A 13,845-nucleotide genomic window follows, 5' to 3' on the forward strand; every position below is an offset into this window, starting at 1 on the left:
AATTAGGAGAATACAAATGAAATTTAGAAAACTAGCTTGTACAGTACTTGCGGGTGCTGCGATTCTTGGCCTTGCTGCATGTGGTAATTCTGGCGGAAGCAAAGATGCTGGAAATTCTGGTAGCGATAGCGGAAAAACAGAAATCACTTGGTGGGCATTCCCAGTCTTCACTCAAGAAAAAACTGGTGACGGTGTTGGAACATATGAAAAATCAATCATCGAAGCGTTTGAAAAAGCAAATCCAGATGTAAAAGTGAAATTAGAAACCATTGACTTTAAGTCTGGTCCTGAAAAAATCACAACCGCTATCGAAGCAGGAACAGCTCCAGACGTACTTTTTGACGCACCAGGACGTATCATCCAATACGGTAAAAACGGTAAATTAGCTGAGTTGAACGACCTCTTCACAGATGAATTCGTCAAAGATGTTAACAACGAAAATATTGTACAAGCAAGTAAAGCTGGGGACAAAGCTTACATGTATCCAATCAGTTCAGCACCATTCTACATGGCCATGAACAAGAAAATGTTGGAAGATGCTGGAGTTGCAAACCTTGTAAAAGAAGGTTGGACAACTGATGACTTTGAAAAAGTTTTGAAAGCGCTTAAAGATAAAGGGTATACACCAGGCTCATTGTTCAGTTCAGGTCAAGGGGGAGACCAAGGAACACGTGCCTTCATCTCTAACCTTTATAGCGGTTCTGTCACTGACAAAGATGTAACTAAATACACAACTGATGATCCTAAGTTCGTTAAAGGTCTTGAAAAAGCATCAAGCTGGATCAAAGATGGTTTGTTGAACAACGGTTCCCAATTTGACGGTGGAGCAGATATCCAAAACTTTGCGAACGGTCAAACATCTTACACAATCCTTTGGGCGCCAGCTCAAAACGGTATCCAAGCTAAACTCTTGGAAGCAAGTAAAGTAGAAGTGGTAGAAGTACCATTCCCATCAGATACAGGTAAACCAGCTCTTGAATACCTTGTAAACGGATTTGCAGTATTCAACAATAAAGACGACAAGAAAGTTGCAGCATCTAAGAAATTCGTTCAATTCATCGCTGATGACAAAGAATGGGGTCCAAAAGACGTTGTTCGTACAGGTGCCTTCCCAGTTCGTACTTCATTTGGTAAACTTTATGATGACAAACGTATGGAAACAATCAGTGGTTGGACTCAATACTACTCACCATACTACAACACAATCGACGGCTTTGCTGAAATGAGAACACTTTGGTTCCCAATGTTGCAAGCTGTATCAAATGGTGATGAAAAACCGGCGGATGCTTTGAAAACCTTCACTGAAAAAGCTAACGAAACAATTAAAAAAGCTACAAAACAATAAGCACTAATACTCAATGAAAATCAAAGAGCAAACTAGGAAGCAAGCCGCAGGCTGTACTTAAGTACGGCAAGGCAACGCTGACGTGGTTTGAATTCGATTTTCGAAGAGTATAAATCAGATTGATTCCTCCCTTTTCCCCGTGCATAGTCTATGTAAGAAAAGGGAGGATTTTGTTTGAAATGTAAGGAACTGTCACGAAATTAAAATGAAGTTCTTGCATAAGTGAATCTTAAAAAATTTCATTTTGATTTTAAAACAGTTCAAGAAAATCCAAAATATTTTATTTGTGAAAGAGAGGTGCCGACTGTGAAAGTCAATAAAATTCGTATGCGGGAAACAGTGATTTCCTACGCTTTCCTAGCACCAGTATTATTCTTCTTTGTCATCTTTGTATTGGCTCCTATGATTATGGGATTCATTACAAGTTTCTTTAACTACTCAATGACTAAATTTGAGTTTGTGGGCTTGGACAACTACATTCGCATGTTTAAAGACCCTGTCTTTATGAAGTCTTTGATTAATACTGTTATTCTGGTTATTGGATCGGTTCCGATTGTTGTGCTATTCTCACTCTTTGTAGCATCTCAGACTTATCATCAAAATGCCATTGCCAGATCCTTCTATCGTTTTGTCTTCTTTCTTCCTGTAGTAACAGGTAGTGTTGCCGTAACAGTTGTTTGGAAATGGATCTACGATCCACTATCAGGAATTTTGAACTTTGTCCTTAAGTCAAGCAATATTATCAGCCAGAACATTTCTTGGCTGGGAGATAAAAACTGGGCTTTGATGGCGATTATGATTATCCTTTTGACTACATCTGTTGGTCAACCGATTATCCTTTATATCGCTGCTATGGGAAATATTGACAATTCATTGGTTGAAGCAGCGCGTGTTGACGGTGCGACTGAATTGCAAGTGTTCTGGAAGATTAAATGGCCTAGCCTTCTTCCAACAACACTTTACATCGCAATCATTACGACCATCAACTCATTCCAATGTTTCGCCTTGATTCAGCTCTTGACATCTGGTGGTCCAAACTATTCAACAAGTACACTGATGTACTACCTGTACGAAAAGGCCTTCCAATTGACAGAATACGGCTATGCCAACACCATCGGTGTCTTCTTGGCAGTTATGATCGCTATCGTAAGCTTTGTTCAATTTAAAGTACTTGGAAACGACGTAGAATACTAAAGAAAGGAGACAGCTATGCAATCTACACAAAAGAAACCTTTAACAGCCTTCACTGTTATTTCAACTATTATCTTGCTCTTGTTGACCGTGCTGTTTATCTTTCCATTCTACTGGATTTTGACAGGTGCTTTCAAATCACAGCCTGATACCATTATGATTCCGCCACAGTGGTTCCCTAAAATGCCAACCATGGAAAATTTCCAACAACTTATGGTGCAAAACCCTGCCTTGCAGTGGATGTGGAACTCAGTGTTTATTTCACTTGTAACTATGTTTTTGGTCTGTGCAACTTCATCTCTAGCAGGTTATGTATTGGCTAAAAAACGTTTCTATGGTCAACGTATTCTTTTTGCAATCTTTATCGCTGCTATGGCGCTTCCAAAACAAGTTGTCCTTGTACCATTGGTACGTATCGTCAACTTCATGGGAATTCATGACACTCTTTGGGCAGTTATCTTGCCTTTGATTGGATGGCCATTCGGGGTTTTCCTCATGAAACAGTTCAGTGAGAATATCCCTACAGAGTTGCTTGAATCAGCTAAAATCGACGGTTGTGGTGAGATTCGTACCTTCTGGAGCGTAGCCTTCCCAATTGTGAAACCAGGATTTGCAGCCCTTGCAATCTTCACCTTCATCAATACTTGGAACGACTACTTCATGCAGTTAGTAATGTTGACTTCACGTCAAAACTTGACCATCTCACTTGGGGTTGCGACCATGCAGGCTGAAATGGCAACCAACTATGGTTTGATCATGGCGGGTGCCGCTCTTGCAGCAGTTCCAATCGTAACAGTCTTCCTTGTCTTCCAAAAATCCTTTACTCAAGGTATTACTATGGGAGCTGTTAAAGGATAATACTCTGCGAAAATCGAATTTAAACTACGTCAGCGTTACCTTGCCATACTTAAGTATTGCCTGCGGTTAGCTTCCTAGTTTGCTCTTCAATTTTCATTGAGTATAAGAGAATATAGAGGTTATAAGTGTCTACAAAATGTTTGGTATTTGCTTACCTTAGAGATTTTGTTAGACACTTATCAACTTACTTTATGATTTTAGTTAACTATCAGAAACGAAGGAAAGAGTATGATTTTTGACGATTTGAAAAACATCACCTTTTACAAAGGAATTCATCCCAATCTAGACAGGGCTATCGACTATCTCTACCAGCATCGTAAGGATTCTTTCGAATTAGGAAAGTATGAGATTGATGGGGACAAGGTCTTTCTAGTTGTTCAGGAAAATGTCCTCAATCAAGCTGAAAATGACCAATTTGAACATCATCAGAACTATGCTGACTTGCATTTGCTGGTAGAAGGACATGAATATTCGAGCTACGGTTCACGTATCAAAGACGAGGCAGTAGCATTCGACGAAGTAAGTGACATTGGCTTTGTTCATTGTCATGAACACTACCCACTCTTGTTGGGTTATCACAATTTTGCGATTTTCTTCCCAGGAGAACCACACCAGCCAAATGGCTATGCGGGTATGGAAGAGAAGGTTCGCAAATATCTTTTTAAAATTTTGATTGATTAAAAAATCAGGAGGAGTAAATATGGCACAAAAAGGAGTAAGCCTTATCAAGGCAGCATTTGATACAGACAACTTTCTCATGCGTTTTAGTGAGAAGGTCTTGGATATCGTGACAGCCAATCTTCTTTTTGTCGTCTCTTGTTTACCCATCGTGACGATTGGAGTGGCCAAAATTAGTCTCTACGAGACTATGTTTGAGATTAAGAAGAGCAGACGTGTGCCTGTCTTTAAAATCTATCTAAGAGCTTTCAAGCAAAATCTGAAGCTCGGTCTTCAGTTAGGTCTGCTTGAGTTGGGTATCGTCTCATTAAGCCTTCTAGATCTCTATCTCTTCTGGGGTCAGACAGCTATGCCTTTTCAAATGGTAAAAGCTATTTGTCTAGGTATTCTTATCTTCCTCACTATCCTGATGTTGGCTAGCTATCCCATCGCTGCACGCTATGATTTGACTTGGAAAGAAGTGCTAAAAAAAGGACTTATCTTGGCAAGTTTTAACTTTCCTTGGTTCTTCCTCATGTTAGTTATTCTCTTTCTCATTGTGATGGTTCTTTATCTGTCCGCCTTCAGTTTACTTTTAGGTGGCTCAGCCTTCCTGCTTTTTGGGTTTGGGCTCTTGGTCTTTATCCAGACTGGATTGATGGAGAAAATTTTCGCAAAATACCAATAGGATGGCTTGTTTCTGAAACGACTTTCAAGCTATAAACATTTCAAAATTCATATCGAAACTAAAATCTAAGTGTACACAAGATATTGAAAGCGTTTTTCACAAGGTGTATACTAAACACGTAAAGAATAAAACCTGCTTTTAGCAGAAAAAAAGAAAATTTAGGAGAAAATCTATGTCAGATTTAAAAAAATACGAAGGTGTCATTCCAGCCTTCTACGCATGTTATGATGATCAAGGAGAAGTCAGTCCAGAGCGTACGCGTGCCTTGGTTCAATACTTCATTGATAAAGGTGTTCAAGGTCTTTATGTCAATGGTTCTTCTGGTGAATGTATCTACCAAAGCGTTGAAGACCGCAAGTTAATCTTGGAAGAAGTCATGGCAGTTGCCAAAGGTAAATTGACCATTATCGCTCATGTTGCTTGCAATAATACTAAAGATAGTATGGAACTTGCCCGTCATGCTGAAAGCTTGGGTGCAGATGCTATTGCAACGATTCCGCCAATTTATTTCCGCTTGCCAGAATACTCAGTTGCAAAATATTGGAACGATATCAGTTCTGCAGCTCCAAATACAGACTACGTGATTTATAACATTCCTCAATTAGCAGGGGTTGCTTTGACTCCAAGTCTCTATACTGAAATGTTGAAAAATCCACGTGTTATCGGTGTTAAGAACTCTTCTATGCCAGTTCAAGATATCCAAACCTTTGTGAGCCTTGGTGGCGAAGACCATATCGTCTTCAACGGTCCAGATGAACAGTTCTTAGGTGGTCGTCTCATGGGAGCTAAAGCTGGTATCGGTGGTACATATGGTGCGATGCCAGAACTCTTCTTGAAACTCAACCAATTGATTGCTGATAAAGACTTAGAAACAGCGCGTGAATTACAATACGCCATCAACGCAATCATCGGTAAACTCACTGCTGCACATGGAAATATGTATGGTGTCATTAAAGAAGTCTTGAAGATCAATGAAGGTTTGAACATTGGTTCTGTTCGTTCACCATTAACACCAGTGACTGCAGAAGATCGTCCAGTTGTAGAAGCAGCTGCAGCCTTGATTCGTGAAACCAAGGAGCGCTTCCTCTAATCCATAAGGAGGTATTTATGACACACTACGTTGCAATTGATATCGGTGGAACCAACATCAAATATGGTTTGATTGACCAAGAAGGTCAACTTGTTGAATCGCATGAAATGCCAACAGAGGCGCATAAGGGTGGACCCCATATCTTACAAAAAACCAAAGATATCGTAGCTAGCTATTTAGAAAAAGGCCCAGTAGCAGGTGTTGCTATTTCTTCTGCAGGAATGGTGGATCCAGATAAGGGTGAGATTTTCTATGCTGGGCCTCAGATTCCCAACTATGCAGGAACTCAGTTCAAGAAGGAAATCGAGACTAGCTTTACGATTCCTTGTGAAATTGAAAATGATGTCAACTGTGCAGGTCTGGCTGAGGCAGTGTCTGGTTCAGGCAAGGGAGCGAGTGTGATACTTTGCTTGACCATTGGAACCGGTATCGGTGGTTGCTTGATTATGGATGGGAAAGTCTTCCATGGTTTTAGCAATTCAGCCTGCGAAGTCGGTTATATGCATATGCAGGATGGAGCGTTCCAAGACTTGGCCTCTACAACAGCCTTGGTGGAGTATGTAGCAGCAGGTCATGGAGATCCAGTTGACCAGTGGAATGGCCGACGCATCTTTAAGGAAGCCACCGAAGGCAATAAGATTTGCATGGCTGGTATTGACCGCATGGTAGACTATCTAGGAAAAGGTCTGGCAAATATTTGCTATGTAGCCAATCCAGAAGTAGTCATTCTCGGTGGTGGTATCATGGGACAAGAGGCTATTCTCAAGCCTAAAATTCGAAAAGCTTTGAAAGATGCTTTGGTACTAAGCCTGGCAGATAAGACGAGATTAGAATTTGCCCATCACCAAAATACAGCAGGTATGTTGGGTGCCTACTATCATTTCAAAACAAAACAATCCTAGTTTGGCTCTGCCAAACTAGGATTTTCTTACACGTTTTTGTCTACGATAACCGTTGAGTTTTTTATTTTCCCAGTAGCTATTAAAGATTTTCTCCTTGCTTTCACGATTGATTTCCAAAAAATAGGCATAAATCAAATCGATAAAGAAGAGCATAGGAAGCTGAGCGGATATACGTTGGATGTAGGAGGATTGGCTGTGACTGGCTACAAGGACAGTCTCTGTATAGGCCTGACTATCTTTGTTGGGAACACTTGTAAAGAGTACAGTCCTTGCTCCCATCTCCTTAGCGTCTAATAGACTATCTAAAATAGAAGGAGTTGAGCCAGAAAGTGAGAAACCGAGTACGAGACAATTCTCATCCATAATACTGGTTGTCCAAGCAAAGCCGTCTTGGTCAGTCAAGGCCTCGCAGACCACACCTAGACGCATGAAGCGTAATTTCATTTCACGAGCTACGAGGCCAGAACTCCCTGTTCCGAAGAAGTAGACACGCTCAGCATCTTCGATTAACTGGGCGATTCGCTCCAGTTGTTCTTCGTCAATCAAGTCCTGTGTTTGTTCTCTCATATTGCTATAACTTCTGAGGACTCGTTTTGTCAGTGGACTGTGCTTGTGAGAATGGGTGTCTTGTTTCTCTGCTTGGTGTTGGTATTGGAAAATAAATTCTCGATAGCCTGTAAAACCGCACTTTTTAGCAAAGCGGGTCAGAGCAGCTTGCGAGATATGTAATTTTTGAGTGACTTGCTGGGATGATAAATCATCTACAATGGTTTCAGCTTGCAAAAAATAGCGAGCGATTTCTTGCTCTAAATCTGTCATTTCTTCGAAGTGGGAATCAATGAGGGTTGCTATATCTGGTTTATCCATAGGGAAGGCTCCTTTAAATGAGTCGTATTGGAAAAAGGATAGATTATTGAACTTTTACATTCATTATAACATATAATATAGGGATGGATAAATAAAAACGTATTTTCCCGTAAAAAGGAAAAAAAGCTTTTTCCTTTTCCATAATTTTCTTCTCAAATTGTGGTACAATTAAGAGTAAGATTTTAATTATACTCTTCGAAAATCCAATTCAAACTGCGTCAGCGTCGCCTTGCCGTACTCAAGTACAGCCTGCGGCTAGCTTCCTAGTTTGCTCTTTGATTTTCATTGAGTATTAGAAATGAGACTGATTTGTATGAGAAAGTTTGATAGCCATTCAATTCCAATTCGGCTTAATTTATTGTTTTCGATTGTCATTTTACTCTTTATGGCTATTATTGGTCGCCTGCTTTATATGCAGGTTTTGAACAAGGATTTTTATGAGACAAAATTAGCATCTGCTAGTAAAACAAAGGTGACCACGAGTTCAGCTCGAGGCGAAATTTATGATGCCAGCGGTAAGCCTTTGGTTGAAAATACTGTGAAACAAGTTGTTTCCTTTACTCGAAACAACAAAATGACGGCTGCAGATTTGAAAGAAGCAGCCAAGAAGTTGCTAACCTATGTGGGAGTTTCTTCACCAACATTGACGGATAGACAGTTGGTAGACTATTACTTAGCAGATCAAACTGTCTATAAGAAAGCTGTGGAAAGCTTACCACGTGAGAAGCGCCTTGATTCTGATGGGAATCAATTATCTGAATCCGAGGTTTACAATAATACCGTTGAAAGTATCGATCCAAGTCAATTGACCTACTCGGATGACGAAAAGAAAGAAATTTACCTCTTTAGCCAACTCAATGCAGTTGGAAATTTTGCGACTGGGACCATAGCGACAGAGTCCTTGACAGATACTCAGATTGCTTTGATAGCTTCTGCTTCTAAGAATTTACCTGGCATCAGTATTTCAACCTCGTGGGATCGAAAAATCCTAGATACTTCACTTTCGTCTATAGTAGGAAGTGTATCCAGTGAAAAAGCTGGTCTTCCAGCTGAAGAAGCAGATGCTTATATCAAAAAGGGTTATTCTCTAAATGACCGTGTTGGAACCTCTTATCTAGAAAAACAATATGAAGAAACCTTGCAAGGAAAACGCTCGGTGAAAGAAATCCATCTAGACAAGTATGGCAACATGGAGAGTGTCGAAAATATCGAAGACGGTACCAAAGGGAATAATATTAAACTGACTATTGATTTATCCTTCCAAGATAGCGTGGACAATCTGCTTAAGAGTTATTTCAATTCCGAACTGGGAAATGGAGGAGCCAAGTATTCAGAGGGGGTGTATGCAGTCGCCCTTAACCCAAAAACAGGTGCGGTTTTGTCTATGTCAGGAATCAAACATGACCTGAAAACGGGTGAATTAACGACAGATTCCTTGGGCACTGTGACCAACGTCTTTGTACCAGGTTCGGTCGTTAAGGCTGCAACTATCAGCTCTGGTTGGGAAAATGGTGTTCTATCAGGAAACCAAACCTTAACAGATCAGCCTATTGTCTTCCAAGGTTCAGCTCCAATTAACTCTTGGTATACATTGGCATATGGATCTTTTCCTATTACAGCTGTGGAAGCTTTGGAGTATTCATCTAATACTTACATGGTTCAAACTGCTCTTGGAATTATGGGGCAGACCTACCAACCCAATATGACAGTTGCCACAGGCCAATTAGAGGCTGCCATGGGTAAATTACGTTCGACCTTTGGAGAATATGGACTTGGAGCTTCGACTGGAATCGATCTTCCAGATGAATCGACAGGATTTACACCAAAAGAATTTGATTTAGCCAACTATATTAATAACGCTTTTGGCCAGTTTGATAACTACACACCGATGCAATTAGCTCAGTATGTCGCTACTATTGCAAATAATGGAGTTCGTCTAGCTCCTCACATTGTGGAGGGGATTTATGGAAATAATGAACAAGGTGGCTTAGGCAATCTGCTTCAAGAGACGACTAGCAAAGAAATGAATAAGATTAATATTTCAGAGTCAGATATGTCGATTCTCCAACAAGGATTTTATCAAGTTTCACATGGCGGTAGTGCTTTGACAACAGGTCGTGCTTTTTCAAATGGTGCAGCTGTTTCTATTAGTGGAAAAACGGGTACAGCCGAAAGCTATGTGGCAGATGGTCAGCAAGCAACCAATACCAATGCGGTGGCCTATGCCCCATCTGATAATCCCCAAATCGCTGTTGCAGTGGTCTTTCCTCATAATACCAATCTAACAAATGGTGTAGGACCTTCCATTGCGCGTGACATTATCAATCTGTATCAAAAATACCATCCAATGAACTAGAAAGGAACATATGCTTTATCCAACACCTATTGCTAAGCTGATTGATAGTTATTCCAAGTTACCAGGTATCGGGATTAAGACGGCTACGCGTCTGGCCTTTTATACCATTGGAATGTCTGATGACGATGTCAATGAATTTGCCAAAAACCTCCTTTCTGCCAAGAGAGAGCTGACCTATTGTTCCATCTGCGGTCGCTTGACTGATGACGATCCTTGCTCTATCTGTACCGATCCGACTCGTGACCAGACGACGATTTTAGTTCTCGAAGATAGTCGCGATGTGGCAGCCATGGAGAATATCCAAGAATACCATGGACTCTACCATGTCTTGCATGGACTCATTTCTCCCATGAATGGTATCAGTCCAGATGATATCAATCTTAAGAGTCTCATGACTCGTCTGATGGATAGTGAAGTTTCAGAAGTAATCGTAGCGACCAATGCTACAGCAGATGGTGAAGCGACATCCATGTATCTTTCTCGCTTGCTCAAGCCGGCTGGTATCAAGGTTACGCGTCTAGCACGAGGTCTCGCCGTGGGAGCGGACATTGAGTATGCGGATGAAGTTACACTCCTAAGAGCTATTGAAAATCGAACAGAGTTGTAAGTGTAGACAAAGGAACACACTCAATTCGTTCATACAAAAATAAGGGAGACCGACAGTTGTTTTATCGGTCTCTTTTTAGATTTATTGAAGACCAGTATCAAGTTCAAGTTTCAAAAAAGAAGCAAATATGATATACTAAAGAACGAGTATTCTATTAGAATTGGAACAAATAATATGAAACAAACGATTATTCTTTTATACGGTGGACGTAGTGCAGAACGTGAAGTATCTGTATTATCAGCTGAGAGTGTCATGCGTGCAGTCAACTACGACCGTTTCACAGTCAAGACTTTCTTCATCAGCCAGTCAGGTGACTTTATTAAAACGCAAGAATTTAGCCAGACTCCAGGTCAAGAGGATCGTCTTATGACCAATGAAACCATTGATTGGGACAAGAAAATTGCTCCAAGTGTCATCTACGAAGAAGGAGCTGTTGTTTTTCCAGTTCTTCATGGTCCGATGGGAGAAGATGGCTCTGTTCAAGGATTCCTTGAGGTTTTGAAAATGCCTTATGTTGGTTGTAACATCTTGTCAGCTAGTCTTGCCATGGATAAAATCACGACCAAGCGCGTCTTAGGATCTGTCGGGATTGACCAAGTTCCTTATGTAGCCATCGTCGAAGGTGATGATATGACTTCTAAAATCGCTGAAGTGGAAGAAAAATTGACTTATCCAGTCTTCACGAAGCCGTCAAACATGGGTTCAAGTGTCGGTATTTCTAAGTCTGAAAATCAAGAAGAACTTCGCCAAGCCTTGGAACTTGCCTTCCGATATGATAGCCGTGTTTTGGTAGAACAAGGAGTAAATGCCCGTGAAATCGAGGTTGGTCTACTGGGCAACTACGATGTCAAAAGCACGCTTCCAGGAGAAGTTGTCAAAGATGTTGCCTTTTATGACTACGATGCCAAGTATATTGATAACAAGATTACCATGGATATCCCAGCTAAAATCAGTGATGATGTGGTAGCTGTCATGCGTCAAAATGCAGAAACTGCCTTTCGTGCCATTGGTGGGCTCGGTCTATCACGTTGCGACTTTTTCTATACAGATAAAGGGGAAATTTTCCTAAATGAGCTCAATACTATGCCAGGTTTCACTCAATGGTCTATGTATCCCTTGCTTTGGGATAATATGGGGATTAGCTATCCAGAGCTAATCGAGCGTTTGGTTGACCTCGCTAAGGAAAGTTTTGATAAGCGCGAAGCGCATTTGCTATAAAAATGAAAGAGGGGGTAGAAGCCAGAACCGTCGCTGTAGGTGAGTCGAGTTCTCGGACTTCAACCCTTTTTAAAGGAGTAGAAATGAAATTAACAATCCATGAAGTGGCCCAAGCTGTTGGAGCTAAAAATGATGTCAGCATCTTTGAGGATACTCAGTTGGAAAAAGCTGAGTTTGACAGTCGTTTGATTGAGCCAGGTGATTTGTTTGTGCCCCTCAAAGGTGTGCGTGATGGCCATGACTTTATCGAAACAGCTTTTGAAAATGGTGCAGTAGTAACTCTGTCTGAGAAAGAGCTTGCAAATCATCCCTACATTTTAGTAGATGATGTTTTGACTGCCTTTCAACAGCTAGCTACCTACTATCTTGAGAAAACAGGAGTTGATGTCTTAGCTGTTACGGGTTCAAATGGCAAGACAACGACCAAGGATATGTTGGCGCACTTACTGTCAACGACCTACAAGACCTACAAAACACAAGGCAACTACAATAACGAGATCGGACTTCCATACACAGTTCTCCATATGCCAGATGATACTGAAAAGTTAGTCTTGGAGATGGGACAGGATCACCTGGGAGATATCCATCTCTTGTCTGAATTGGCTCATCCAAAAACAGCTATCGTGACCTTGGTTGGAGAGGCTCATTTGGCTTTTTTCAAAGATCGTTCGGAAATTGCCAAAGGAAAAATGCAAATTGCTGATGGGATGACACCTGGTTCCTTACTTTTGGTGCCAGCTGATCAGATTGTAGAGGACTACTTGCCTACTGATAAAAAGGTGGTTCGTTTTGGTCAAGGAGCAGAGTTGGAAATTACCGACTTGGTTGAGCGCAAAGATAATCTGACCTTCAAGGCCAATTTCTTGCAGCAAGCTCTTGATTTGCCAGTGACTGGTAAATACAATGCCACCAATGCTATGATTGCATCCTATGTTGCTCTACAAGAAGGAGTTTCAGAGGAGCAAATTCGTCAGGCCTTCCAAAATCTTGAATTGACGCGTAACCGTACCGAGTGGAAGAAAGCGGCCAATGGAGCAGATATTCTGTCTGACGTATACAATGCCAATCCAACTGCTATGAAGCTGATTTTAGAGACTTTCTCTGCCATTCCAGCCAATGAAGGTGGCAAGAAAATTGCAGTTCTAGCAGACATGAAGGAACTCGGTGACCAGTCTATTCAACTCCATAATCAGATGATTTTGAGCCTTTCTCCAGATGTGCTGGATACCGTTATTTTCTACGGTGAAGATATCGCTGACTTGGCTCAATTAGCCAGTCAAATGTTCCCAATCGGCCACGTTTACTACTTCAAGAAAACAGAAGACCAAGACCAATTTGAAGACTTAGTTAAGCAGGTTAAAGAAAGCCTTGGAGCTAATGACCAAATCCTGCTCAAAGGCTCTAACTCTATGAATCTAGCCAAGTTGGTAGAAAGTTTAGAAAATGAAGCCAAGTGATTTTGTCAAGTATTTGCAAAGAATGATTGCCCTTACAGATACTGGATTAACCTTTACAAAGGACCCTTTTGACCGTGAGCGCTACGAAGACTTGCGAAGCCTGTTATCTGAAATGTTGAATCAGGGATTAGATATAGATTCCGAAGAAGTGGCAGAAGTCTTGAAGCCAACTTCTGCTTATGCGACTCCGTTAATGGACGTCCGTGCTTGGATTGTTGAGGACGAAAAGATTTGTCTGGTTAGGGGACAAGGAGAGAATGATTGGGCTTTGCCAGGTGGCTTTGGTGAAGTCGGCTATTCTCCAACAGAAAATATTCTCAAGGAATTGAAGAAGAAACCGGTTTTGAAGCTAAAGTAGAAAGACTACTAGCTGTTTTTGATACCAATCGTTTCCAACTACAGAGCAAACAATATACAAAATTTGTCTTTGAATGTAAGCTTCTTGATGGACAATTCCAAGAAAATCAAGAAATTGCTGATCTTCAATTTTTTGCTATTGACCAACTGCCAGCCTTATCTGAAAAACGCATTACCAAGGAACAAATAGAGATTCTTTGGCAGGTTTATCAAGGTCAGAGGGAGCAATATCTTGATTAAGAAGATGATTAT

The 13,845-nt window shown here is 40.9% G+C and carries 12 protein-coding genes and 1 pseudogene; 12 read left to right on the forward strand and 1 reads right to left on the reverse strand.

All coding sequences use genetic code 11. The features are described 5' to 3' along the window. Positions 1-16 precede the first annotated feature (16 nt). The 7 genes from D2908_RS07365 to D2908_RS07400 all read left to right on the forward strand — a co-directional run bounded on the left by D2908_RS07365 (position 17) and on the right by D2908_RS07400 (position 6,731). Positions 17-1,345: an ABC transporter substrate-binding protein gene (locus tag D2908_RS07365; RefSeq protein WP_117306014.1), complete on the forward strand. Its 1,329-nt coding sequence runs from the start codon at positions 17-19 to the stop codon at positions 1,343-1,345. Between the two features lie 327 nt (positions 1,346-1,672). Next, positions 1,673-2,539: a sugar ABC transporter permease gene (locus D2908_RS07370; protein WP_165847470.1), complete on the forward strand. Its 867-nt coding sequence runs from the start codon at positions 1,673-1,675 to the stop codon at positions 2,537-2,539. 15 nt (positions 2,540-2,554) lie between these two features. After that, the gene (locus D2908_RS07375; RefSeq protein ID WP_117306016.1) at positions 2,555-3,394 is read left to right on the forward strand and encodes a carbohydrate ABC transporter permease; all 840 of its coding nucleotides are present in this window, start codon (positions 2,555-2,557) and stop codon (positions 3,392-3,394) included. A 228-nt stretch (positions 3,395-3,622) separates the two neighbouring features. After that, the gene (locus tag D2908_RS07385) at positions 3,623-4,075 is read left to right on the forward strand and encodes a YhcH/YjgK/YiaL family protein (protein WP_117306018.1); all 453 of its coding nucleotides are present in this window, start codon (positions 3,623-3,625) and stop codon (positions 4,073-4,075) included. Between the two features lie 19 nt (positions 4,076-4,094). Next, positions 4,095-4,739: a DUF624 domain-containing protein gene (locus D2908_RS07390; protein WP_117306020.1), complete on the forward strand. Its 645-nt coding sequence runs from the start codon at positions 4,095-4,097 to the stop codon at positions 4,737-4,739. Between the two features lie 172 nt (positions 4,740-4,911). Continuing rightward, entirely contained in the window at positions 4,912-5,829 is a 918-nt protein-coding gene (locus tag D2908_RS07395) for a dihydrodipicolinate synthase family protein (RefSeq protein WP_117306021.1), read from the forward strand. 17 nt (positions 5,830-5,846) lie between these two features. Then, complete coding sequence (locus D2908_RS07400; RefSeq protein ID WP_117306023.1) at positions 5,847-6,731, forward strand: ROK family protein; 885 nt, start codon at positions 5,847-5,849, stop codon at positions 6,729-6,731. A 15-nt stretch (positions 6,732-6,746) separates the two neighbouring features. On the opposite strand, the gene D2908_RS07405 is transcribed toward D2908_RS07400, so the two are convergent. Continuing rightward, the gene (locus D2908_RS07405) at positions 6,747-7,598 is read right to left on the reverse strand and encodes a MurR/RpiR family transcriptional regulator (protein ID WP_117306025.1); all 852 of its coding nucleotides are present in this window, start codon (positions 7,596-7,598) and stop codon (positions 6,747-6,749) included. A 298-nt stretch (positions 7,599-7,896) separates the two neighbouring features. On the opposite strand from D2908_RS07405, the gene pbp2b reads away from it, so the two are divergent. The 5 genes and pseudogenes from pbp2b to D2908_RS07435 all read left to right on the forward strand — a co-directional run bounded on the left by pbp2b (position 7,897) and on the right by D2908_RS07435 (position 13,833). After that, the gene (pbp2b, locus tag D2908_RS07415) at positions 7,897-9,954 is read left to right on the forward strand and encodes a penicillin-binding protein PBP2B (RefSeq protein WP_117306027.1); all 2,058 of its coding nucleotides are present in this window, start codon (positions 7,897-7,899) and stop codon (positions 9,952-9,954) included. Positions 9,955-9,964: 10 nt separating this feature from the next. Further along, a complete protein-coding gene (recR, locus tag D2908_RS07420; protein ID WP_000966754.1) occupies positions 9,965-10,561 on the forward strand; it encodes a recombination mediator RecR in 597 nt (198 codons plus the stop codon). A gap of 174 nt (positions 10,562-10,735) precedes the next feature. Then, on the forward strand, positions 10,736-11,779 hold the full coding sequence (locus D2908_RS07425; protein WP_117306028.1) for a D-alanine--D-alanine ligase: 1,044 nt from the start codon (positions 10,736-10,738) through the stop codon (positions 11,777-11,779). An 83-nt stretch (positions 11,780-11,862) separates the two neighbouring features. After that, complete coding sequence (murF, locus tag D2908_RS07430; protein ID WP_117306085.1) at positions 11,863-13,236, forward strand: UDP-N-acetylmuramoyl-tripeptide--D-alanyl-D-alanine ligase; 1,374 nt, start codon at positions 11,863-11,865, stop codon at positions 13,234-13,236. Beyond that, a pseudogene (locus tag D2908_RS07435) lies at positions 13,223-13,833 on the forward strand (NUDIX hydrolase). The gene murF and the pseudogene D2908_RS07435 overlap by 14 nt, the downstream one beginning before the upstream one ends. Positions 13,834-13,845: the final 12 nt, after the last annotated feature.

Source organism: Streptococcus sp. LQJ-218, from assembly GCF_003428885.1.
Classification (GTDB): domain Bacteria; phylum Bacillota; class Bacilli; order Lactobacillales; family Streptococcaceae; genus Streptococcus.

Bases quoted from the DNA above. Each gene is read 5' to 3' on its own strand.
- D2908_RS07365 (WP_117306014.1), top strand. From the start codon at position 17: ATGAAATTTAGAAAACTAGCTTGTACAGTACTTGCGGGTGCTGCGATT.
- D2908_RS07370 (WP_165847470.1), top strand. From the start codon at position 1,673: ATGCGGGAAACAGTGATTTCCTACGCTTTCCTAGCACCAGTATTATTC.
- D2908_RS07375 (WP_117306016.1), top strand. From the start codon at position 2,555: ATGCAATCTACACAAAAGAAACCTTTAACAGCCTTCACTGTTATTTCA.
- D2908_RS07385 (WP_117306018.1), top strand. From the start codon at position 3,623: ATGATTTTTGACGATTTGAAAAACATCACCTTTTACAAAGGAATTCAT.
- D2908_RS07390 (WP_117306020.1), top strand. From the start codon at position 4,095: ATGGCACAAAAAGGAGTAAGCCTTATCAAGGCAGCATTTGATACAGAC.
- D2908_RS07395 (WP_117306021.1), top strand. From the start codon at position 4,912: ATGTCAGATTTAAAAAAATACGAAGGTGTCATTCCAGCCTTCTACGCA.
- D2908_RS07400 (WP_117306023.1), top strand. From the start codon at position 5,847: ATGACACACTACGTTGCAATTGATATCGGTGGAACCAACATCAAATAT.
- D2908_RS07405 (WP_117306025.1), bottom strand. From the start codon at position 7,598: ATGGATAAACCAGATATAGCAACCCTCATTGATTCCCACTTCGAAGAA.
- pbp2b (WP_117306027.1), top strand. From the start codon at position 7,897: ATGAGACTGATTTGTATGAGAAAGTTTGATAGCCATTCAATTCCAATT.
- recR (WP_000966754.1), top strand. From the start codon at position 9,965: ATGCTTTATCCAACACCTATTGCTAAGCTGATTGATAGTTATTCCAAG.
- D2908_RS07425 (WP_117306028.1), top strand. From the start codon at position 10,736: ATGAAACAAACGATTATTCTTTTATACGGTGGACGTAGTGCAGAACGT.
- murF (WP_117306085.1), top strand. From the start codon at position 11,863: ATGAAATTAACAATCCATGAAGTGGCCCAAGCTGTTGGAGCTAAAAAT.